General features: G+C 35.5%; 25 protein-coding genes. 10 read left to right on the top strand and 15 right to left on the bottom strand.

Annotated elements, in window-relative coordinates:
* Nucleotides 1–1088: acyl-CoA dehydrogenase family protein (locus tag WKI77_RS04995; RefSeq protein WP_337860727.1), on the bottom strand; the 1088-nt coding region annotated here is incomplete at its 3' end.
* Nucleotides 1089–1185: 97 nt separating this feature from the next.
* On the opposite strand from WKI77_RS04995, the gene WKI77_RS04990 reads away from it, so the two are divergent.
* The 3 genes from WKI77_RS04990 to WKI77_RS04980 are packed head-to-tail and all read left to right on the top strand — an operon-like array spanning nucleotide 1186 to nucleotide 4498.
* Nucleotides 1186–2379, top strand: coding sequence for an MFS transporter (locus WKI77_RS04990; RefSeq protein WP_337860726.1), 1194 nt, complete (start codon nucleotides 1186–1188; stop codon nucleotides 2377–2379).
* Between the two features lie 54 nt (nucleotides 2380–2433).
* Nucleotides 2434–3081 (top strand): phosphoribosyltransferase, encoded by a 648-nt coding sequence (locus WKI77_RS04985; protein WP_337860725.1) that lies wholly within the window; start codon nucleotides 2434–2436, stop codon nucleotides 3079–3081.
* A 34-nt stretch (nucleotides 3082–3115) separates the two neighbouring features.
* Nucleotides 3116–4498: a hypothetical protein gene (locus WKI77_RS04980; protein ID WP_337860724.1), complete on the top strand. Its 1383-nt coding sequence runs from the start codon at nucleotides 3116–3118 to the stop codon at nucleotides 4496–4498.
* 9 nt (nucleotides 4499–4507) lie between these two features.
* On the opposite strand, the gene WKI77_RS04975 is transcribed toward WKI77_RS04980, so the two are convergent.
* The 8 genes from WKI77_RS04975 to WKI77_RS04940 form a co-directional block, all read right to left on the bottom strand.
* Nucleotides 4508–4774, bottom strand: coding sequence for a 4Fe-4S dicluster domain-containing protein (locus WKI77_RS04975; RefSeq protein WP_337860723.1), 267 nt, complete (start codon nucleotides 4772–4774; stop codon nucleotides 4508–4510).
* On the bottom strand, nucleotides 4774–6039 hold the full coding sequence (locus tag WKI77_RS04970) for an FAD-dependent oxidoreductase (RefSeq protein ID WP_337860722.1): 1266 nt from the start codon (nucleotides 6037–6039) through the stop codon (nucleotides 4774–4776). Before WKI77_RS04970 ends, WKI77_RS04975 begins: the two co-directional genes overlap by 1 nt.
* 65 nt (nucleotides 6040–6104) lie before the next feature.
* Complete coding sequence (locus WKI77_RS04965) at nucleotides 6105–6719, bottom strand: hypothetical protein (protein WP_337860721.1); 615 nt, start codon at nucleotides 6717–6719, stop codon at nucleotides 6105–6107.
* Nucleotides 6720–6760: 41 nt separating this feature from the next.
* Complete coding sequence (locus WKI77_RS04960; protein WP_337860720.1) at nucleotides 6761–7513, bottom strand: proteasome assembly chaperone family protein; 753 nt, start codon at nucleotides 7511–7513, stop codon at nucleotides 6761–6763.
* Nucleotides 7494–7670 carry an RNA-protein complex protein Nop10 gene (locus WKI77_RS04955; protein WP_337860719.1) on the bottom strand — a complete coding sequence of 59 codons (177 nt, stop codon included), beginning with the start codon at nucleotides 7668–7670 and terminating at the stop codon, nucleotides 7494–7496. Before WKI77_RS04955 ends, WKI77_RS04960 begins: the two co-directional genes overlap by 20 nt.
* Nucleotides 7667–8425, bottom strand: a complete 759-nt coding sequence (locus tag WKI77_RS04950; protein WP_337860718.1) for a translation initiation factor IF-2 subunit alpha — start codon at nucleotides 8423–8425, stop codon at nucleotides 7667–7669. Before WKI77_RS04950 ends, WKI77_RS04955 begins: the two co-directional genes overlap by 4 nt.
* 7 nt (nucleotides 8426–8432) lie before the next feature.
* Entirely contained in the window at nucleotides 8433–8633 is a 201-nt protein-coding gene (locus tag WKI77_RS04945) for a 30S ribosomal protein S27e (protein WP_337860717.1), read from the bottom strand.
* A gap of 2 nt (nucleotides 8634–8635) precedes the next feature.
* Complete coding sequence (locus WKI77_RS04940) at nucleotides 8636–8917, bottom strand: 50S ribosomal protein L44e (RefSeq protein ID WP_337860716.1); 282 nt, start codon at nucleotides 8915–8917, stop codon at nucleotides 8636–8638.
* Nucleotides 8918–9203: 286 nt separating this feature from the next.
* Between WKI77_RS04940 and WKI77_RS04935 the strand changes: the two genes are divergently transcribed.
* Together WKI77_RS04935 and ileS are read left to right on the top strand one after the other, a co-directional pair.
* Nucleotides 9204–9521, top strand: coding sequence for a hypothetical protein (locus WKI77_RS04935; protein WP_337860715.1), 318 nt, complete (start codon nucleotides 9204–9206; stop codon nucleotides 9519–9521).
* 112 nt (nucleotides 9522–9633) lie between these two features.
* Nucleotides 9634–12708 carry an isoleucine--tRNA ligase gene (gene ileS / locus WKI77_RS04930; protein ID WP_337860714.1) on the top strand — a complete coding sequence of 1025 codons (3075 nt, stop codon included), beginning with the start codon at nucleotides 9634–9636 and terminating at the stop codon, nucleotides 12706–12708.
* Here ileS and WKI77_RS04925 read toward each other — a convergent pair.
* Both WKI77_RS04925 and WKI77_RS04920 read right to left on the bottom strand, forming a co-directional pair.
* Nucleotides 12701–13672, bottom strand: coding sequence for a DNA methyltransferase (locus WKI77_RS04925; RefSeq protein ID WP_337860713.1), 972 nt, complete (start codon nucleotides 13670–13672; stop codon nucleotides 12701–12703). The two genes, ileS and WKI77_RS04925, sit on opposite strands and share 8 nt — an antisense overlap.
* Nucleotides 13662–13976, bottom strand: coding sequence for a DNA-directed RNA polymerase subunit L (locus tag WKI77_RS04920; RefSeq protein WP_337860712.1), 315 nt, complete (start codon nucleotides 13974–13976; stop codon nucleotides 13662–13664). The genes WKI77_RS04925 and WKI77_RS04920 overlap by 11 nt, the downstream gene beginning before the upstream one ends.
* Nucleotides 13977–14211: 235 nt before the next feature.
* Here WKI77_RS04920 and tuf point away from each other — a divergent pair, with 235 nt between their 5' ends.
* The 4 genes from tuf to WKI77_RS04900 all read left to right on the top strand — a co-directional run bounded on the left by tuf (nucleotide 14212) and on the right by WKI77_RS04900 (nucleotide 19145).
* Nucleotides 14212–15492, top strand: a complete 1281-nt coding sequence (gene tuf, locus WKI77_RS04915; RefSeq protein WP_337860711.1) for a translation elongation factor EF-1 subunit alpha — start codon at nucleotides 14212–14214, stop codon at nucleotides 15490–15492.
* A gap of 6 nt (nucleotides 15493–15498) precedes the next feature.
* Complete coding sequence (gene rpsJ, locus WKI77_RS04910) at nucleotides 15499–15810, top strand: 30S ribosomal protein S10 (protein ID WP_337860710.1); 312 nt, start codon at nucleotides 15499–15501, stop codon at nucleotides 15808–15810.
* An 80-nt stretch (nucleotides 15811–15890) separates the two neighbouring features.
* Entirely contained in the window at nucleotides 15891–18089 is a 2199-nt protein-coding gene (locus tag WKI77_RS04905) for an elongation factor EF-2 (protein ID WP_337860709.1), read from the top strand.
* Between the two features lie 42 nt (nucleotides 18090–18131).
* Nucleotides 18132–19145 (top strand): pyridoxal-phosphate dependent enzyme, encoded by a 1014-nt coding sequence (locus WKI77_RS04900; protein ID WP_337860708.1) that lies wholly within the window; start codon nucleotides 18132–18134, stop codon nucleotides 19143–19145.
* Here the strand turns inward: WKI77_RS04900 and WKI77_RS04895 are convergent.
* From WKI77_RS04895 to WKI77_RS04880, 4 genes are all read right to left on the bottom strand, one after another.
* On the bottom strand, nucleotides 19142–19558 hold the full coding sequence (locus WKI77_RS04895; protein WP_337860707.1) for an OsmC family protein: 417 nt from the start codon (nucleotides 19556–19558) through the stop codon (nucleotides 19142–19144). The two genes, WKI77_RS04900 and WKI77_RS04895, sit on opposite strands and share 4 nt — an antisense overlap.
* Nucleotides 19559–19615: 57 nt before the next feature.
* The gene (locus tag WKI77_RS04890) at nucleotides 19616–20197 is read right to left on the bottom strand and encodes an ArsR family transcriptional regulator (RefSeq protein ID WP_337860706.1); all 582 of its coding nucleotides are present in this window, start codon (nucleotides 20195–20197) and stop codon (nucleotides 19616–19618) included.
* Between the two features lie 28 nt (nucleotides 20198–20225).
* Nucleotides 20226–20765 carry an archaeal heat shock protein Hsp20 gene (hsp20, locus tag WKI77_RS04885; RefSeq protein ID WP_337860705.1) on the bottom strand — a complete coding sequence of 180 codons (540 nt, stop codon included), beginning with the start codon at nucleotides 20763–20765 and terminating at the stop codon, nucleotides 20226–20228.
* Between the two features lie 174 nt (nucleotides 20766–20939).
* Nucleotides 20940–21458, bottom strand: coding sequence for a cytidine/deoxycytidylate deaminase family protein (locus WKI77_RS04880; protein WP_337860704.1), 519 nt, complete (start codon nucleotides 21456–21458; stop codon nucleotides 20940–20942).
* 110 nt (nucleotides 21459–21568) lie between these two features.
* On the opposite strand from WKI77_RS04880, the gene alaS reads away from it, so the two are divergent.
* Nucleotides 21569–23355: alanine--tRNA ligase (alaS, locus tag WKI77_RS04875; protein WP_337860703.1), on the top strand; the 1787-nt coding region annotated here is incomplete at its 3' end.

The following is a 23355-nucleotide window of genomic DNA, read 5'->3' as shown; positions in this document are numbered from 1 at the left end:
GAAAATATTCCCCTTGCACTCATTTCTATTCCTGAATCTTTTGTATAACCATATGCACCAAACCACATCATGACTTTTTTAACAGTATCCATTGCCACCTGTGGCGATTTAAGCTTTGACATGGAACTGTATATATAAAAATCCGGGTCTTCTATATCAGCCATATACGCTGCCTTATAATTTAAAAGTGATGCCATTTCTATATCTGTCCTTAGATCTGCTGCTTCAAAGGAAATGCCCTCAAAATCGCTGAGAGCTTTGCCAAATGCCTTCCTCTCCTTTATGTAATTCAATCCCTTTTCAAGCATAACATCGGACAATCCATTGCATGCCGCAGCTACCATAATTCTTGCATGATTGAATCCGTCCATGGAGTAATAGAAGCCTTCATTCACTTCTCCAATAATATTTTCTTCCGGGACGGTTACATTATTGTATTTTATTCCACAGGTAGATATCCCCATTCTTCCCATATTTTCGAGTTTTGTTATTTCAATTCCATCGGTATCTGCGGGAACATACACCATTGTAATCCCTTTGTGCCCTTTTTCTTTATCGGTTTTAACAAGAGTAAGGTGTCCACCTCCATTTCTTTTTGCTTCTACCCCACCACTTATATACATTTTCTCTCCATTTATAATTATATTTCCATCTTTCATTTCACCAGCAGTCGAAATATTTGCAACATCACTGCCGCCAGATGGCTCCGTTGATGCAATACCTATAAATTTATTTCCATTTGCAATTTCGGGAAGAAGATTATCTTTTAACTTCTGTTTTCCATATTTCTGGAGGATATAAGCCCAGGAAGTGTTCAATAAATAATATACCGATGTAGCCATGCTGGTATCTACTTTTGCAATTTCCTCAGATATGATTGCAGAATCCAAAAAAGACAGGCTTGGCCCCTTATACTTCTGCTTGATCAATGGAGAAATAATTCCAATTTCACCTGCTTTCCTGAAGAAATCCAGCGGTATTTCACCTTCTGAATCAATCTGTTTTACATACGGCTTTAAATTTTTCTCCAAAAACTCTGCCGTATTTTTCCTTAAAAGTTGCTGTTCGTCACTGAATGCAAATTCCATAATATTTTATAACTCTATTATTATTAAATATTGTTAAGTGGTTATAATTAGACCATAATAGAGTAAAATTTTATAAACCTGATAGATATTATCAATCATGGATAATATGAGAAAATTGATCCCTTACTGGTTCTTTGTTTTTACAATTGGATTTGGCTGGTTCGTTCTATCCCCAGTTATTCCTGAACTGATGAGCCATCTTTCAGCTTCTTTATCCGAAGTTGTTTTGATTCTATCAGTATACGGTTACACAATGGCTATACTGGGCCTTGTTGCTGGTGTTCTGTCCGCAAAATTCACTGTAAAATCATCAATATATCTTGCTATGCTGTTTTCTATAACAGGCCTTTTTGTACGTATTTTTGCAACCGATTATCTGGAATTTCTTATACTCTCTATAGTCGCAGCCAGTGCATACCCATTTTCTCTGGCTCCTGTTGGTAGCATAGCAGAAAGTATGGACAGAAAAAAATCGGCAACCATAGCTGGACTCAGCATCGGATTTTTATTCCTTGGTATGTCGGCCGGAGCCTTCTCCGGTCCGTATATTTACATAGCATCGTCACTGGTCGGAATTATGGTAATACCAGCAGTATTAACAATTATCGCATCCATCATGCTTTTCATGGTTCTGCCACAGTTCCCGGAAAAATATAAAGGAAAATCATTGCGCGGGTCATTCAGCCCAGGCATGGTTAAAAACTGGTACATTGGATTGTCAATGGCATCGATATCAATATTATTCGGGGACATAGCAGCCACAGCTCTTGGATTTCATTTTACCGGAACTTTTCTGTTAAAGCTTTCAGGAGTAATGGGAGGGGTTGAATTCTTAGGATCAGCACTCGGAGCCCTTACACTTCCATTTATTTTTGAGCGGTACCGCATGATAAAATCCGGTACTATATTCACCGGGCTGATATCATTCGTCTTTGCAATAATACTTCTTTACTCTCTTGTTTACACAGGAATAGCTGCATTGATTACCGGTTCATTCTTTATTTTCGGATTCTTTGGTAATGCATTCTGGGTTATGGCTTTGAATTCAATAATAAACTATGCGGATGATCCAGGAAAGGCAGGATTTGCCACATCAATGTACAGTGTTGCAACCAATGTTGGCGTTGCTATAATTCCAGTGCTTATCAGTGCTGAATTTATAAGCATAAAGAGTTCCATATATGGCATCATACCTGTACTTACGATAGTGTTTATTGCCTTTATTATATCTCCATTTTTATTATCCAAAAGATCTGCTAAAATGGAACCAATGGCTGATGCTGAGTATTAATTTATTTTATAAAGAACATTAAAATAACAATAACCACTTATCATTAGATAAAAAATGGAATTCAAGGCTGTATATGTTTCGTGGAGCGAAATAGAGGAATGGACAAAAGGAATCATGAAAATGGTCATAGAGGATAAATACAATCCAGACATTATTATTGGAATAGCCCGTGGCGGGCTTGTTCCTGCAAGAATGGTTGCAGATTATTTATTCAAAAAAGATCTTGTTTCAATAAAAACAGAACACTGGGGAGTCACAGCTACAGTGGATGGAAAAGCAGTCCTGAAAGAGAAATTAAATTATGATATTGCAGGGAAAAAGGTATTAATTGTTGATGATATCACTGACACCGGAGAAAGCATGAAGCTTTCATATAATTATATCAAGTCACTGAATCCTGCTGAAGTAAAAACAACATCAATGCTCTATGTAAATGATTCAAAATATACACCTGATTACTATGGAAAAGGATTGCAGAAAGAACAGTGGGCATGGTTCATATTTCCATGGAATGTATATGAAGATACATACAACCTTGCAAAGAAATTCATGGAAGATCCTGTAACTGTTGAAGCCCTGAAAGAAAAACTGAGTGAAAACTACGGCTTAAATGTGGATCAGGTTAATGTGGAAGAGGTTTTAAACAATATTGCCTCATTGAAATTGCTTAAAAAACACGATAAAAAATATTCCATAGTTTAAACAAAATTTTTTAAGTTAATTACAATGCATTATTATGTCTTTTTTATTTGATATTAAATTATCCAAAATTGGTGAAACGGAAAACATCTATATTTCACGAATAATTCAGGATAAAATAAAAAATTTGCAAATTCCAGAATATTTATACGTTACTGACCTGATCAATCCGGCCAGATCATTTTTTTCAAGAAAATACCCGGATGTACAGATGCCTGAAAATCTGGCAGCACGCATGAAAGGCGGAGAGGAAACCCATTTTCTGGCAAGGCAATGGTTTGAACAATTACCAGGTTTTTCAGGTTCCGAGGTTATAATAACCGGTTCAGATCTTGGGCTGAATGTGGTTGGCAGAGCTGACTTCATGCTTTATGATTCCGTAGTAGAATTCAAAACAAAAACCATTGACCGCATCAGTCTGGAAAATATATACAATATTTATAGTTCCGATCTTGAACAGTTACTGTTTTATGCTGTTATGAACCGTAATTTCTCCAGTGATAATTACCTTGTTTTCTTTTCAAACGAAAACTTTTATGCCTATAAGGTTTCTATAATAGACAGAGGAGCAATAGAAAATGAGATGGTTTTCAGATTTTCACTGATTAAAAGGGCACTGGAAAATGGAGATATTAATGATTTTTCAAGATGCTCATATTTTGGATACGGATGCCCTTACAGGGAAGCAAATATATGCCATTGTGATTCCCTCCGCCCCGATGATTCGTCATGGCTCAATAATGCTGCCAAAATAGAAGAAGACCATGACATGGAATCCCTGCTTTCAGAAGTTTATAGATCTGGGGATACTTTCATAGATCTGAGATTTTACGATCTTATCTATCCCAGAAAATATTATCATAAGATTATTGGCGATGAAAGAAATTCAAAAAATTCAGGTGAGATTCCAGAATCCTACTATGAAAAAAACAATATAAAATTTCTGGTCATTGACTCAATCAATAAATCAATACTGAACGTAAGTGGAACCGAAAAAGCGGCCATGAACAAAGTTTCAACTCTGCCATTATATGGCGATGACAAATATATAATAAAAAATATTTACGACGAAAATTCAATAATTCCTTATCTGTTAAAAATAAATAATTCCAGATATCCTGGTAGTATTCCTGAAACATATTATTCGGAAATGGCAATAACATGCGCAAGAAGAAATATGAACGAAGGGCTTATAATAGTAGTTTATCCAAAGCTTCAAAATACGGTTAAGGTACACGATGTGACATTCGATTTGGATAATATTATAGCTCTATGCATGAAAAATATTGAAAACATTAAGGAAGCCGTTGAAACAAGAACACCAGAAATTCTTGACATGTGTCCGGAATTTGCAATAAGATCATGTGATTTTAAATCATGCAGCTGCAGAAATGAAATAATAAAAGGAAGAAAAAATTAAAATTTATTTTTATCCGTAAATGTAGCTGACTCCTTTTTCAGGATATTTGAATTCCAGCGCACCAAATGGGCATGCGTATAATGCTGCACCACATTCCAGGCATCGTTCATAATGAACCGATATTCCATTTTCCATATCCTCCTCGTATGTGCCGGCAGGGCAGACCTTTATGCATGGTTTATCAACGCATGTTTTGCATATGTCTGTATTAACTGTTATATGGCTATTGTTTCCAACTTCATTCTTGTTAAGCCCAAGTCTTTTTATTAATTCCATTATATCACCTTTAACATGTCCTGCAATAGTGTGTAATAACCTATATTGTTCTTTTTAACTTCATCCATCATTACATTTTTTATATTTTCTCTGGGATTTTCTGTAACTGTAAACATTCTTTCAAGTATGTTTGCCATCATCTTTGGGTATGCATCAAACGTTCTTTCATTTCCAAATAATGATGAAATTCTGGAAGATGCCTGCATATCTTTCAGTATGAAACTGTCTTCCAGCATCTGTTCGTAAATAAAAGTATCGCTATAATCTCCTGAATCCTTAATTTTTTTAGCTGCCTCACCTGCAAGGCGGCCTGATTCAATCGCATTGTCCATGCCCCTGATTGTAAACCCATCGTTTATTAAAAATCCAGCTGCATCTCCAGTAACAAGAAGGTTTTCTGCATATCTCTGAGGAAGTGTATCAAATCTGTAGAACGGAATCATGTGTGCTGAGTATTCCAGCAATTTTCCTTCTATTCCAAGTTTATCTCTAAAATCTTCTATGATTTCGAATGCCTTTTCCTTATTTCCTTCAAGGGAATCAAGCTTAAGAGTAAGCCCTATGGAAGTTGTTTCCTTATTGGTATAAGAAAAGCCTCCGCCCTTTATCCCATCTGAAAGCCCTAATATGGTTTTTGCTTCTCCATAATCATACTCTGGCTTTTTGTCGACTATTTCCTTAACCCCCACCATGAACTGCTCCGGCATAAAATCTGGATTGCCGTGAAGATTTTTTACAGGCTGCATTTTAAATTTCTTTTCTTTTTTAATGCCAAGATATCTGGAAGCAAATGCTGCAGCACCGTCGCTTTCTATAACAAGTGGAGTTTTTATGTCTCCCCTATCGCTTCTTACGGTAAGCCCTGACTCTTCCCTGTCAATACCTGATACAAGTGTTGAATAGGATACAGGCACTCCAAGATTTTCGGCTTCTGAAGCAAACCATGCATCGAATTTTGATCTCAGTATCGAATAGCTGTTTTCTGAATCCTGATTTTCAAATGAAAAATTAATTTTTTTATTACCTGTATAAATTTCAAAAGTTTCTTTTTTAATTGGAAGCTCCAGTGGCGCATCTTTAAACCGATCTCCTAGAAGTTTTTTCAAGGAATGAACATACATTCTGCCTCCAGACACATTCTTAGACCCTGAACGCTCACCACGTTCCAGAACTATAACAGAAAGGCCATTTTTTGCCGCCGTAATCGCCGCAGAAATTCCTGCAAGCCCACCACCTACTATTGCAACGTCAACATCATAATCCATTATTGCGTATGAATACTCTGTTTAATAATTTTTGGTATGAAATATTAACACTTTTAAACATAAATTTACTGTGTTATTAACGCTTTCCACACATCTTTTTCAGTCTTTTTTCTTTTTTTCAGGTAACTGTCCCAGTAATTCCCAATAAACCTTGCGGATATTTTTCCATTGTATATTTTATAAGAACTATCCTTTGTATATATGTATTCAATATCATGTATCACTATATCCTTTATTGTAGTTTCTTTCATAATATAGTAATTTTTATTCTCACTATCGATCAGTATATACAGCAATTTTTTTCTGTTCCTGTTAAAATCTATATATTTTAAAATTTCATTCCTGGTTTCTCTGGAAAGTTCATTGCTCGAATTCAGGTCTTTTCTTACCAGTTCATAAAGGCTATTTTTCCCTATCTTTCTTTCGTCAAGCGGCAATCTCATAATATCGAACATTCCTGATTGCGATTTTAATATCTTTATGTATCTATAGTCTTTGTTTCCAAGCCTTATTTTTAAATCTATATCGCTGTCACGGTACAGTTTTATGGCAGAAATTCGTGGAAAGTTGTTAAAAAGGTTTATTACAGTATAATATACGGGTTTATCCACATCAGAAATATCCTTAAAATTCTTTTCAAGTTTTTTAATATTGCCTGGTTTAAAAACTTCGGCTTTCATAAATACTGTATGCCTTTCAAATATAAAAGAATTTAAAATATTTATCCAAAGTAGCCAAGATCGTCTTTGGAGCTTTTATTTTTAGCCTCCTGGCGCATTTTTTCAGTTATTTCTTCCAGCTGTTTTGTTTTCTCATCTATGTCCTTCAGGTTTATTCTTGTTTTCAGTACTTTGGATAGTACTGTTATTATTGCACGTGCACTTTTTGGGTCTGCAAAATATCCTGAAGTTTCGCCCATGAAGCAGGCTCCGGGAATAGAAAACATTTCCGTACCCATGCCAAGTATCAGACCAGCCGATCCAACTATTCCTCCAGCGGGTTCTCCTTCTGGAAAAACAACTCCCTTACTGGCCAGAGGCTTAATTAGTTTTTTATCAGTTACAGCACCAAGAACTCTTGGATTGTCCACAATTTTTCCAACACTGTAGCCACCAAGAGTATAAATTGTTGAAACTTCATATTTTTTAAGGAGCTCAAGTGTACTGTATGAAAGTTCGTACTGCCCTTCCTGAGTTGTTCCCTGAAAATCTCCGGTGAGAAAAATAAGGTCATGCTTTTTACCGGTTTTTTTATAATACAGGCTCTCTCTGACAAGATGTATCACATTATTGTAAATGAATACCTGCGGAGGAAGAAATTCTGAGTATATATCTGCAATTTTCTTCATTTTGAGATTATCTATAAAATAATCCGCGGTTATCTTTCCCACATTCCCGATGCCGGGCAGCCCCCCAATAAATATCGGCGAGTTAAGTTCAGGTTCTTCATAGTTTTTAATCATTATTTTTTCCATCTTTTCCCTCTAAAATTTTAATTCTGTATTTTTGGAATTTATCGGCTGGAGAATATTTCATTGGTATTGCCATTACAGTTGCCGTTCCACAATTTGGACAGATGTTCTTCATAGTATATGTGCCACAGGACGGGCATTTCATTATCAATGTCTTCATTGCTCATCCCTTGTGAAACTATACGATATATTATTTTTTTTACAACTGGTTGATATCGTTTCAAGAGCTTTTTTTAATTTTTCTTCTGCGGATTTATAATCTTCACCCATTATAGAAATTCTATATTTTGGCGCTCCTGCATATGTTATAATCGCATTGCTATCCTGAACATCAAGAGCATTTTTTATCAGTTCTACGCCATCTGGCGCAAATGAATATATATCCATTTCCCCACCTATTTTTACCATGGGAATTGATATATTTTCCTTTGCAACTTTTATAAAAGTACTTTTCCAGGTTTCGTTTCTATCCTGCATAAATTCTTTGTTTGATGCTGCATCAAAGAACGCATCATAAATATTTCCATATTCTGAGATCAAATAATTTTCTATATCTTTTATTTTGCCCTTATCAACTATATTTGCATCATGTGCCATAATTTCAAGAAGTTTATAGGATTTCTGGTCATTCTTCCATTCTTCTATTTTTTCTCTTTTTTGATGTTCATTGACCCTTTTAAGAGAAAGATCAACATGCCTTCTGTTACTATCTGCATTTAATACTTTACATACTGTTCTCTGGTTAACTCTTACAAAATCCTTGATATGTTTTATCCAGCCAGTTGCAATTTCTGCTATATGTATAAAGCCAGATATGCCTGGATATTCATCTAATTGTACAATGGCACCATAATTCTGTACTTCCTTTATTGTAACGACTACTAAATCTCCCGGTTCTGGCATATCTTTAAACATAATAAACCTACAATTTTACTTTTTCAACAAGTTCGCCGGATGTTGCTAGAGTTGAACCTGTGGGTTTTGCTATAGTTGATCCACAGATGTTACATAAAACAACCGAAGAAATTTTTGAATAAATAATCTGTTCATTTCCGCAGCTTTTGCATTTAATTTTCAAAAAATTATTCCCTGTGTTTTTTAATTTTTTAAATTCATCAGTCATATTCACGCCTCTATTATTTCAAACTTCTTAGCTCTCTGTGTTGGAGGAGTTATCGATTTCTTGCAAACCGTACATTTTAATCTCAATGCAATTCTTTTAGTAGGCTTTTCTCTCCCTTCGTATCTTGGCCTTGGGAAACCACCGTAACCGGACGTTACCCTTCTGAATCTTCTCTGTCCTGCCTTCAATTCACTGGCTTTTCTTTTACGGACTTTTTCCACATCATGAACAGTATGTTTTTTGCAGTATGGACAGTAAGTTTTTATTTGTTTTGGCATTTTCATAATATCTAACCTTAAACTATATTTTTTCCTGATATATAATGTTTTTACAAATAGTTGCTATGTTGGATAATTACATATAAAAAATATGCCGGTCGGATATCTTTACAATAGTACTAACTATGAGATGTTATATTCACTCTGAAAAATATGTGGAGCTGGAATTCCCCTGATTGAATCATGAAAAATACCTACAGCTTCCAGAAAATCCCATATTGCAAATATAAATCAGAGGATATTAATTAACAAATTAACAAATATTAAATATAAATTTAACCTATAAAAGTAAATGGCCAATTACAAATATAGAAAATATGGAACAAGAGTCAATAAAAATTATCGTGAAAATAATGGGGAAAAGGCAGTTAAAAAACTTGATATGCGGCGAGAGGATGAATTTAACTATATGCTTGGGACACTGTTAAAAGAACTTCCAGATAGTGTTAGGGGAGCCGTCAGAGGCAGTATTTATGCTATTACTTCGAAAAAAGGAATTAAAGACGCCAAGGATTATATAATAAAGAAAAGGGAAGATGGGACTATTGATGAGAAAATGGAGAAAAATCTGATAGATCTTATATATTCATACAGCAAATACAGAAATTGAAATAGATTATATTTTTGCTCCGTAGTTTTATTATTTAACTGTATAATTTAAGTTAGGCCCTGCAAATTGAAATTATAAAAAATAATAAATACATTTTATTACTAAACTGATAATGAATCAGAATTTTTATCAAACTATCGATGTTAACAAATCATTAATGGATGTGGAAAAAGAAATAAGAAAATACTGGGATGATAATAAAATAATAGAAAATATATTGCATAAGAGCCGGAATCTGAAACAATATACATTCCTTGAGGGGCCGCCAACAGCCAATGGAAGGCCACACGTTGGCCATTTGATGACCAGAACTGTTAAAGATACTGTTGTAAGATATAAGTACATGTCAGGTTATGATATAGGCAGAAGAACAGGTGGCTGGGATTGCCATGGATTGCCTGTTGAGCTGGAAGCTGAAAAACATTTTGGATTCAATACAAAGAAAGAAATAGAGGATTTTGGCATAGCAAAATTCAATGAATACTGCAGAAATAGTGTATTTACATATATAGATGAATGGAATGAAATAGATAATGAAATAGGTTACTGGATTGATGAAAATGCTTCATATGTAACATTAAGGAATGAATACATGGAAAGTGAATGGTATGCCCTGAAGAAACTTTTTGATGAGAAAATGCTTGTAAAGGATTATAAAATAGTGCCATACTGCCCAAGGTGTGGAACATCATTAAGTTCCCATGAGGTTGCCCAGGGATACAAGGACACAGATGACATATCAGTATATGTTAAATTTAAGGTAAAAGGAAGCATGAACCGATACCTTATAGCATGGACCACAACACCATGGACATTGCCATCGAATGAAATCCTGGTTGTAAATAAAGATTTTGAATATTCACTGGTGTCAGAAGATGGAAATGAATATTATGTATTATCAGAGAAAGTAAAATCACTTTTCAAGGAGCCCAAAGTTATAAAAACCATGAAGGGAAGCGAGCTTGCAGGAATGCATTATGATCAGCTAATGCCATTTCTGGAAGTTGGGGAAAACGCACTTAAGGTTGTTACAGGCGATTTTGTAACAGCCGACGATGGTACAGGCATAGTACATGCAGCACCTGCTTTTGGTGCCGATGATTTTGATATTGCAAAAGAATACAACATTGAACTTGTTAATCCTGTAGATTCAGAGGGGAAGTTCAATAACAGCGTTCCATGGAAAAATCAATTTGTCATGGATGCAAATTCTGAAATAATAGGATATTTAAAGGAAAATAAACTTCTTTTTAAAAGCCAGAAAATAAAGCATACATACCCCTTTTGCTACAGATGTGGAACAAAACTTTTATACTATCCAATGGACGCATGGTTTATCCGTGTTTCAAGCATTAGAGAATTGCTGAAAAAGAATAATGATAAGATTAACTGGTATCCTGAATATCTGAAACATGGAAGATTCGGTAACTTTCTGGATGATGCAAAGGACTGGGCCCTGAGCAGAAACAGGTACTGGGGCACACCGCTTCCAGTATGGAAATGCAAAAATGGGCATTATCTTGCCATAGGCAGCAGATCAGACCTTGAGAAATATGGTGGCACCGTACCTGATGACCTCCACAGGCCATATATTGATGATGTTAAGCTAAAATGCCCGCAATGCTCAGAATCAATGGAGAGAGAGCCATATGTTATAGATACATGGTTCGATTCCGGGAGCGCAACCTACGCAGCACCCCATTATCCATTTAATAAAAACTTTAATACTGAAAGCATACCGGTAGATTTCATAAGTGAAGCAATAGACCAGACAAGAGGATGGTTTTACACACTTCATGTAATTGCATCCCTGCTTTTTGGGCGAAATGCTTATAAAAATGTTATGTCAATGAGTTTTATACTGGATGAACATGGCCAGAAAATGAGCAAAAGCAAGGGCAATTTTGTTACTGCTAAAGAGTTTATATCCATGTATGGAGCCGATGCAGCAAGGCTTTTCTTTTATACAGGCGCACCATGGAATTCAAAATCTATAGATAAGAAACTTATAAGCGATACCAGCAGAAAAGTATTTGGAACACTATCTAACGTATATTCATTTTTTGCATCGAATGCAAATCTGGATGGTTTTGTTTTCCAGAGCCTTGAGCGTTCAGACAATTTGCTGGACAGATGGATCCTTTCAAGGTTAAACTCAACTATAGAGGCCGTAAAAAACAATATGGACGAATTTGACATTCATATAGCTTTAAGAAATATAATGGATTTAATAAATGACTTTTCCAATTATTATCTCAGACTTTCAAGGAAAAGATTCTGGGAAGGGGAACTTGATGAAACAAAAAAGAAGGCATACGAGACTTTATACTATACACTGATAAATATATTGAAAATGCTTGCACCTCTTGCTCCTTTCTATTCCGATTATTTGTATTTAAAAATGTCGGGACCTGAAGAAACAATACATTCTGAATTATATCCAGAGCCGGACCAAAGTTACATTGACCATGACCTTGAAAATGAATTCAAATATGCAATATCTGTAATGGAATTGTCCAGGCGTGCAAGGCAGGAGTCAAACATAAAAGGAAGGCAGGTAGTAAAAGATATACTTATATACAGTGATATGGAGATAAACAAATCGATACTGGATATAATATCACCGGAACTTAATTCCAAAGAAATAAAGTTTGTATCCTTAGATGAAAAGCCAGTAAAAGCTATTGTTAAGCCTGTTTTTTCAAAAGTAGCCCCGATACTCAGAGGGGATACAAACAAATTTGCAAAGGAACTGGAAGATAATGATAAATCCGTCGAATTAAGGAAAACCGGTAAAATCATTTATAAAGGCAAAGAGTTCACAAAGGACTTTTTTGAAATTCATGAGGAACCCTCAGAAGATTATGCTTTTGCCAGCGATGATAAAACAGGAATATCGGTCTTTATAAACAGAAAAATAGATGAAGAACTTATGCTTGAAGGATTTGCAAGGGAAATCATTAGAAGAATACAGATAATGAGAAAGGATCTTAATCTTGAATATTCACAGAATATCAATACAAAAATCAGTGCATCAGGAAGTATAAAAAAATCAATTGAACAATTTATGGAACTTATAAAAAAGGAAACTCTTAGTAAGAGCATAGAATTTTCATCAACTACTGGCGGGAAAAACTGGGATATTGATGGTGAAGATATACAGATTCAGATAACTCCCATCAATTAATTTTTGACAAAATTATAAATTGCCTGGTCAGTGATTTGTGCTGATATACCGGCACTGTTTTTTCTATATTGAAATATTTCTTTGCATAATCAAGAAGTTCAAGGTTATTTACTATTATTGAGCATTTTCCACCACTTTTTAATAATTCATTAAATTTAACAAAAGCTTCTCTGTACAGTTCAACAATGTCATGATTATTTATCTCTGAACTTCTACCATAAGGCATATCGGTTACTATTCCATCTACTTTATAATTTAGTGACAGCTCTGTTATGTCTTTATTATATATTTTGTAATTCTCTATGCCAAAATACTTGAAATTTAGTTTTGTACCCATTACCATATTTAGAGACGAATCGTTTCCTATCAATTTTCTTCCAAGCATGGCAGCCTCTATAAGTATGCCACCGGTACCACAGAAAGGGTCAAGCAATGTATCTCCAGGAACTGTTCCAGAAGTGTTTACAAGATATCTTGCATATTTTGGGTGCAATGACACTGGTGAGAAGAACGGCCTCATTGGTGCTCTTCGTTCTTCAAAGCTCTTTTTATTTCTCTCATAAATCAGCTGGCATAGATACCACTTATCCATGAAAATAACTCTTATTATGAAATCAGGATGCTTAAAAGATATCCTGCCTTTGCCACCAAGATTTTTTCCGATTTCAGATTCAACATTCATGGTTTCGGTTTTCGGCATTTCAGATACCCTGACATAAAAAAATCCCTCAGGAATTGTGTTTTCAATAAAATTAGTATAATCCTGATTTTCATCTATTACTCGGGATATATAATTTGTAAAAGCTGAATCCATTGCATTATTATAGGAACCTTCAATCAATATGTATCTCTCAGATTCCTGAAGTATTTCAAAATTTTTAAATGCGTTCTGTATATATCTTATTTCTGTATGGGCAATTTCAATATTTTCTCCTGATAATTCAAGAATATATTTATTGCTCATTTTTTTCTATACTGTTATCAAATTTTTCAAGGTCTTTCTGAAATTCTGTGTACAGTGATTCATAAATTTTATCCATACGTTTAATCGTCCTTTTAATCGCTGCTTGTGGCTTTCCCGAACTGACCTTAACAAAAATTTCCGGATTATCTATATCTGGATGCTTTATATGATAATGAGATTCTACGACCTTATCATCTTTTAAGAGTTCTTCAACAAGTGGCCTTAATAATGTATTATCATAATTTATCATTTCTACTGTAATTGAATCCTTATCTTTTGAAATTATATTAAATTTCGAATCCATAAATCCTGATTTTAAATTAGTATATATTTATTGTTAAAAAATGCATTCATTTACATTTTAATGCGTAAAGTAATATTGATACGATTATAAAATTTATTGATATTCCAGCAGTATATCTATAATTTGCAATGTACCTGCATTATACTTATGCGGTATTTAAGAAAGAAAGATATTTAAATATTAAAGTATTATATGGTAAAGAAAGGATAGTTAATCCTTGTTAAAGGTGAAAGAAATGGCAGAATTACCACATATGAATTTAGTTATAATAGGGCATGTCGATCATGGGAAATCTACATTCGTTGGGAGATTATTGTTCGAACACGGAGAGGTTCCACAGCATATAATTGATGAGTACAAGAAACAATCAGAAGAGAAGGGAAAGGCAACGTTTGAGTTTGCATGGGTCATGGATCGTTTTAAAGAAGAAAGAGAGAGAGGAGTTACAATAGACCTTACGCACAGAAAGTTCCAGACCGATAAGTACTACTTCACAATTATAGATGCACCGGGGCACAGGGACTTTGTAAAAAATATGATTACAGGAACCAGCCAGGCAGACGCAGCAATTCTTGTTGTATCAGCAAGGGAAGGAGAAGGAGTAATGGCCCAGACAAGGGAACATGCATTTCTTGCCAGGACACTGGGTGTATCTCAGCTTATAGTTGCAATAAACAAAATGGACTCAACACAGCCGCCATATGCTGAAAAGAGATTCAACGAGGTTAAGGAACAGGTTACCAAATTGCTTACACCAATTGGATATAGAGATGTACCTATCATACCTATGAGCGGTTACAAGGGAGACAATATCATGAAAGCCAGTGCCAATCTCTCCTGGTGGAAAGGCCCAACAATTATGGAAGCTTTAAATAACCTTAAAGTACCTCCGAAACCAACAGACAAGCCTTTAAGAATACCGGTAGAGGATGTATATTCAATAACTGGAATAGGAACAGTTCCTGTTGGAAGAGTTGAAACAGGAATTATAAAAGTAAACGACAAGGTTATATTTCTGCCGGCAAACAAATCAGGAGAAGTAAAGTCAATAGAGGAACACCATACTGCAATGCAAAAAGCCGAGCCTGGTGATAATATAGGATTCAACGTAAGAGGAATAGCAAAGAACGATCTTAAGAGAGGAGATGTCTGTGGTCCAGTTTCAGCACCGCCAACAGTTGTAAAATCATTCACTGCACAGATAGTAGTTCTTCAGCATCCAAGCGTTATAGCAGCAGGATATAAACCTGTATTCCACGTTCATACTGCTCAGATAGCATGCAGATTCGAAGAGATAATAAAGACAATAAATCCAAAGGATGGAACAACTCTTAAGGACAAACCTGATTTCATAAAAGCAGGAGATATAGCTATAGTAAAGGTCATACCGGATAAACCCCTTGTAATAGAGAAAGTTTCAGAATTCCCACAGCTGGGGAGATTTGCAATCAGGGATATGGGTATGACCGTCGCAGCCGGTCAATGCATAGACCTCGAAAAAGCAACAGTAGTGTGACGATATATGACATATAAAGCAAGGATTTCACTTAGCGGCACAGAAAATCAGGTAGTTGACATTGTTTGCAATGAGATAAAAGCCATAGCTAAAAGAACCGGTGTTGAAATACACGGGCCGGTTCCATTACCAACAAAGAAACTCAAAGTTCCAGTACGCAAAAGTCCAGATGGAGAGGGGTCTCCCACATGGGATCGCTGGGAAATGAGAATACACAAACGCCTTCTGGATGTGGATGCCGATGAAAGGACTCTGAGGCAACTTATGAGAATATCCATACCCGATGGCGTGAGAATTGAAATCCAGATAAAAAGCTAAATTACCAATTTTTTATAAATTTTAATAATTATTATATAATGACTTTTAATACAGTATTATAAACTTAAACGGTGTTGTTAATGGGTAGAAAGGAAGAAAATGTTGCAAAAGCAATGAAATTAGTTGAACATCCAGAATTGATCAGGAATATTGATATTGCCGCTCATATAGATCATGGTAAAACCACTTTGAGTGATAATCTTATAGCCGGTGCAGGCATGATGAGCGAGGAACTGGCAGGAAAGCAATTGCTTCTTGATTATGATGAGCAGGAGCAGGCAAGGGGAATAACAATTAATGCTGCAAATGCTTCAATGGTTCACGAAGTCGAGGGCAAAGAATACCTTATTAATCTTATAGATACTCCCGGCCACGTTGACTTTGGCGGGGATGTAACAAGGGCTATGAGAGCTGTTGATGGGACAGTAATTGTTGTCGATTCAGTTGAGGGTGTAATGCCACAGACAGAAACAGTTGTCAGGCAGGCTCTTAAGGAGCTGGTGAAACCTGTTCTTTTTATTAACAAAGTTGACAGGCTGATAAACGAGTTGAAATTGAACGGCGATGAAATGCAGAAGCGTTTCATAAAAGTAATATCGGACGTCAATCGCCTTATTACAAAATATGCATCTAAAGAATTTTCTACATCATGGCTGGTAAATGTCAAAAACGGAACAGTGGCTTTCGGTTCAGCATACCATAACTGGGCATTATCCGTTCCCGCAATGGGCTTATTTAAAGTAACTTTTAAGGATATAGTAGATTTAGTTAGTACGGGAAAACAGAAAGAACTTGCCAAAAGGGCACCACTGCATAAAGTGGTTCTTGATATGGTTATAAAGAATCTACCGAATCCAGCTGTGGCGCAGAAATACAGGATACCACAGATATGGCATGGAGATCTAAATAGCGATATAGGAAAGGCAATGGAAATATGTGATGACAATGGGCCAATAAGCATGATGATCACAAAAATACTTATTGACCCACATGCAGGTGAAATTGCAGTAGGAAGAGTTTTCTCAGGAATAATAAGAAAGGGCAATGAATTATATGTTACAGGTGCAGGCAAATCAAAAGTACAGTTATTATCAATGATGGTAGGACCTGACAGAATATCAATAGATGAGATAGCTGCAGGAAATATAGCTGCAGTTGTAGGGTTAAAAGGAGCAATTGCAGGATCTACAGTATCATCATTGTCGGATATGGAAGATTTTGAGCCAATGTCGCATTATTCAGAGCCAGTAGTTACACTTGCAATTGAAGCAAAACATACAGCAGATCTTCCTAAACTTATAGATGTATTAAGATCGGTTTCCAAGGCAGACCCTTCAATACAAGTTGATATAAACCAGGAAACAGGCGAGCATCTAATTTCAGGTATGGGAGAACTGCACCTTGAAATTACACTGTACAGGATTAAAAATGATTATCACGTTGAAGTTGTAACTTCAGCTCCACTGGTAGTTTACAGAGAAACTGTGGATAAAACTGGTGGCCCATTTGAAGGAAAATCTCCAAATAAGCATAACAGATTCTATTTCAAGGTGGCACCATTACCAGAAGGAGTTGTACAGGCTATACTTGACGGTAAAATACCTGACGGCACCAAAATCAAGGATAAAAAAGCTGTCATGGCAACACTTGAGGAAGCAGGCCTTGATCATAACGAGGCAAGAGGCCTTGTATCCACACACGGAACAAACCTTTTAATTGATATGACAAAGGGAATACAGTATCTTGATGAAACAATGGAACTTCTTATAGAATCTTTTACTGAATCACTTAATAAAGGGCCTCTGGCAAATGAAAAGGTGTTCGGGCTTAAAGTAAGCCTGATGGATGCAAAGCTTCATGAAGATAGCATACACAGAGGTCCTGCTCAGGTTATACCGGCAGGCAGAAACTCAATATATGGGGCAATGTGCCAGGCGGGGAGGGTTCTAATGGAGCCCATACAGAAAGTTTACATAAGCGTGCCGCAGGATTTAATGGGGCCTGTCACAAGTGAGCTTCAGCAGAGGCGTGGTGTTGTTGAGGATATGCAGCAGACAGGAGACGAAATAACTGTAATAGCAAATGCCCCTGTAGCAGGGATGATTGGATTTGCATCAGCAATAAGAAGTGCCACTGGGGGAAAGGCCATATGGAGCTCAGAAAACTCAGGTTACCAACGTGTTCCATATGAACTGCAGGCAGGTATAGTTGCAAAAATAAGGGAAAGGAAAGGACTCAAACCAGAGCCATACGATGAATCGTATTATTCATCTCTTTAATTTTTTGCAAAATATTTTATTTTTCATTGTATTATTATTTTTATGAAAACAGTATGCCTTAACGGTCATCCAAGAATTTCACACGAATTAAGATGCAGTAAATGCAATGAGCCTTTTGAAATTATACCAGAGAAGAAATTTACAGAGCAGATTGAAAACAACTTTGATTATATAAATAAATGGGTAACGTTGGGCGAAGTTCAAACGCCTGTTGTAAGAATCAATGAAAACTTATCGTTTAAACTGGACTATTACTCACCAACGTATTCTTATAAGGATCGTGGCACTAAAAATTTAATCTCATATTTGAATTCCATGAAACGGGAATTAAATATAGGTACAATCAATGAAGATTCATCAGGAAATGCAGGAGCATCCATAGCTGCATACGGATCAAGATCAGGATTTAAAACAAAAATATACGTACCTGCCAATGCAAATCAAGGCAAGTTAAAGCAGATTGAAAGTTACGGTGCGGCTATAATAAAAATCAATGGATCCAGGGATAAGGTTCAGGAAGAAGCTGAACACGCTGACGGATTTTATGCATCGCACATATTAAATCCCGAATTCAGGGATGGAATTAGAACACTTGCCTATGAAATATTTCTTCAGGGCAATATGCCGAATCATATATTTGTACCGGTTTCCGCAGGCACGTTGCTCTCCGGTCTCTATAGCGGTTTAGTCCATCTTTATAATTCCGGAGAGATTAAAATTATGCCGAAAATAATAGCAGTACAGCCAGAAAATATATCGCCTTTATGCTCTGCAGCAAATGGGAAAAAATATGATCCGGATAATGATCTTTCATCAATAGCCGATGCACTGGTTGCAAAACGTCCTGTACTTATTAAATCAATAATGAATATACTGAGAAATGGAAACATGTGTATATCTGTATCAGAGAATGAAATTATAAAAGCAAGAATGGATTTGGCATTGAAAGGATTCTATGTAGAATACAGTTCTGCTACTGTTTTTGCCGCCTATAATAAATATCATTTTGATGGAAGATCCATGCTAATTCTTACTGGAAACGGGCTTAAAAATTAGCGGTAATCCTTCCCATTTATTGTATAATAATATGATACTGGAATGCCTGCGCCTTTTACAGTGAGCGATACAGAGCAATATTTTTCCAGTGACAGGTCTATAGCCTTCTTTACCGATTCAGAATCAACATCACCATCAAATATATAATGTATTTCTGCATATTTTAACATTTTTGGGTCAGTGTCTCTTTTTTCACCGGTAACCTCACATCTGTAGCTTTTTACTTTTTCCCTCATTTTTTTTAATATGTTAAGGACATCATCGCTGGTACACCCCCCCATAGCAAGTAACAACAATTCCGTTGGAGAATGGTACTCATCTTTGTTTACTATTGAATTTTTGAACTCTATCTTTTTTTTACTATCATCTGATGTAAATCCAATTTCACTATCAAATTTAAATGAGACTTTCATATCTACCAATGTATAAAAAATATATAACTTTTAACATAAAATCGGAAATATTAAAATCTAATCGGACATAAATTTCTCTATGATTTTTACTACCATTTCATTGGGGATTCCCGTATTTCTTCCTACTATTGATACATCCATAGTTTCTAAGTATTCGTTTATAATTTTTCTGTAAAAATTATCATATCCTGCAGCTCTTTCCTTTAATTTCCCAATTATTGCATCCTTTTTTGCAGACATTAAATTTCTTGTTCTATCAATTTCTTCAATATCTCTGTTCAAATTTTTAATTTCGTTGATAAGATCGGAATTTGTGCCTTCAACATCTGTTTTTGCATAATTAAAGTCCATTTTTTTAATGCTCATAAAATTTTTTGAATAATCTATAATTATCGTTGAAAATCCCATGGATTTATATATTTTCCTTGGTGGCCCCATAATCGATGGCACACTTCCATCTGTAGATATTAATCCAAGCTTTTCAAGTATTTCAAGCTGTTTATTGATTGCCTGCTGCGAAACTCCAACCATTCTGCTCAGTTCCAGGGCATAAGAGTCGTAATTTGACAGTGTTTTTAACATCTCTCGCCTTGTATTGTTTTCCAGCGCAAGTAAAATAGACCATAAATCATCATTCATAAAAATACCTGAAAAATAAAAAAATAGTTTAATCTATCTTAACTGCTCTTCCGCCATTTTTGCTGTTTAATTTTTTAATGGTTATGTCCAGTACACCATTTGTAAATTTGGCAATAACACTATCAACATCGATAGGTGCATTCAAGTCAATGTTTTTATAGTATTTCCTTGACCCTTTATCAACTTTCATTTCAATATTGCTTTCATTTACTACCAGATTTATGTCACTTTTCTCGACGCCTGGAAGTTCGTATGTTATGTATACATTATCTTTGTCCTCATTTATATCTGTTAAAGGCTCCCTGTAATCTTCCTGTGCACCCTCTTTATATCCAAGTTTGTTTCCCGGGACATTGCCAAATTCCTGAAACATTGGTTTTCCATCAGGGCCGACCTTATAGCTGAATCCATATACATAAGGCCCCATTATTTTGCTATTTGCATCTCCCTTCATCATGGATTCCCAGAATTTAGCCATTTCTTTGTTTATCTTTCTCATATCAAGTCCAAACTCATCATACATATCATTGAAGATATCACCCCAATCATCATCTTTTCTTCCATTCATTTATATCACCTTAGTTAACAACCATTAGTTGTTAACTGTATATCACTTATTGTTATATAAACTTATTTTTTATTTGAACTTATTATAAAAACAATAACATAAAATATGATGAATTTCGCGTCTGGAATTAAAAAAATTTCAATAAATATGATGGTTACAGTATGGGTTTATGTATCAATCTTCTCCTGTTTTGTGTGTATAATATACCCCGATTATTGATTCTACTTCACGGTCACTCAAATTGAATTTCCTTATCTTTACAGTACTTTCCAGCAGCATTAATTCTGCAAGGTCATCTGGATAACCTTCTGCGAATATTATCTCCTCAATGTATGAATTCATTATCATTTTGGAACATACTACGCACGGATGTGTTGTTACATATATTTTTGAACCCTTTATGGACGATCCATTTACAGCCGCCTGTATGATTGCATTCTGTTCAGCATGCAATCCTCTGCATAATTCATGCCTTTCACCTGACGGTACCTTTAGTTCATCCCTGATGCATCCTGCAACGTCGCAGTTTACAGTATGCGAGGGAGGCCCGTTATATCCAGTTGCAAGCACATTGTTATCCCTGACAATAACTGCTCCAACCTTTCTTCTGGTACAGTTGGAACGTGATGCCGCAAGATAAGCCATGCGCATGAAATATTCATCCCAAGATGGCCTCTTTAGCCTTTCTTCCATAAAGTGCAAATCGAATATAAGGATATAAATATTATTTATCGCCAGTCATTACAGCCCATATAAATATTCATAACAATTATATTTATTTATTCTAATGTATTGTATGTAAAATGTCACAAAGCGAATTTGATCTGGATTTCTTCCGCGATAATAATTTTATCAGAAAGCAATGTAATGTCTGTTCATCATATTTCTGGACTGAAAATCCTGAAAAGCAAACATGTGGCGATCCCGCATGTGAAAGTTATTCTTTCATCGGCAATTCTCCGGTATATAAACCATATACCATGGATGAAATGCGCCATGAATTTCTCTCATTTTTTCAAAAAGATGAACAGAGGCATACTGTTCTCGACCCGTATCCCGTAGTGCCACGATGGCGCGACGATGTTCTTTTAGTAAACGCATCTATATATGATTTTCAGCCACAGGTGACTTCAGGGCTTGTTCCACCACCGGCAAATCCCATTGCAATGTCCCAGCCAAGCATACGCATGCTGGATCTCGATCTTGTTGGTAAAACAGGGAGGCATCTAACTTCATTTGAAATGCTATGCCACGATGCATTTAACTATGAGAATAAATATATCTACTGGAAAAATGAGACAATAGAGTATTCATACAGATTCATTACTGAAAAACTCCATGTAAATGGAAATGAAATTACATATAAGGAAAAGCCATGGTTTGGCGGCGGCAATGCTGGAAATGCAGTAGAGGTATTTGTAAGAGGACTGGAAGTAGCTACGTTAGTCTTCATGGATATGAAAGAAGACCCTGAAGGAGATATAGATATAGAAGGTACAAAGTATTCTCCAATGCCGCTTAAAATTGTTGATACAGGCTATGGCCTTGAAAGGCTGGTATGGCTATCAACAGGAACACCTACAGTTTACGAATCCATATTTGCTGATACAATAGAATATATAGAAGCAAATGCAAATAATGGATATGTAGAACCTGGGATAATGCAAAAAATATCAGAAATCTCTGCAAGAATAGATCCTTACAGCGAATCAAAACTGTTGAAGGAATTAAAGCCATACCTGAAAGAAAAAAATATTGTTATGAACGACGATTTTCTAAAGCAATTAAAAATTGTAAGGAGTGTTTATTCCCTTGCTGACCATACAAAAACTCTTCTTTTAATGTTTTCTGACTATGTAATACCATCCAATGTAAAGGTTGGATATCTAGCAAGAACACTTATAAGAAGGTCGTTCAGGCTTATGGATGAAATAGAATTCTCAAAAGGATTTATGGATCTAATGGACTTCCAGCACAAAATATTTTCAAATATTATAAAGAATTATGATAGGGAATTTATTAAAAATATTATAAGCATAGAAGAGGAAAAATACCGTGAAATAAATGAATCGGCACCTGCAAAGGTTCAGAAATATATACATGATGGTAAGCTTGACTTAAAAGATGCAATTACCCTCTATGAATCAGAAGGAATTAATGAAGATCTTATTAAGGAATCGTACAGAAAAATTACTGGAAATAATTTAGAACTACCGGATAATTTTCAGGAAATTGTAATATCAATGCACGAAACCAAGCATAACAAGAAAAAGGCCAAAGCAGAATATCCTCCTGTGCATACACGCCCGTTATACTATGATAATACAAAGATAAAGGAATTTACTGGTATAGTTCTATACTCTGGCAATAAAAGCATAATACTGAACCAGACAGCTTTTTATCCAGAAGGCGGCGGCCAACCATGTGACCTTGGCTACTTTATAGCCAATGGGAAAAAAATAAATGTTACCAATGTACAGAAATACGATGATACCATTGTCCATTTTCTGGATGCCGATATACCTTTAAATTCAAGGGTAAAGGGTTTCATTGATTATAAGAGGAGAAACCAGCTCATGATTCATCATTC

This window comes from Ferroplasma sp. (assembly GCF_037442045.1).
GTDB lineage: Archaea > Thermoplasmatota > Thermoplasmata > Thermoplasmatales > Thermoplasmataceae > Ferroplasma.
Note: the sequence above shows the minus strand (reverse complement) of the source record. Positions and strands in the feature narration are given on the sequence as shown.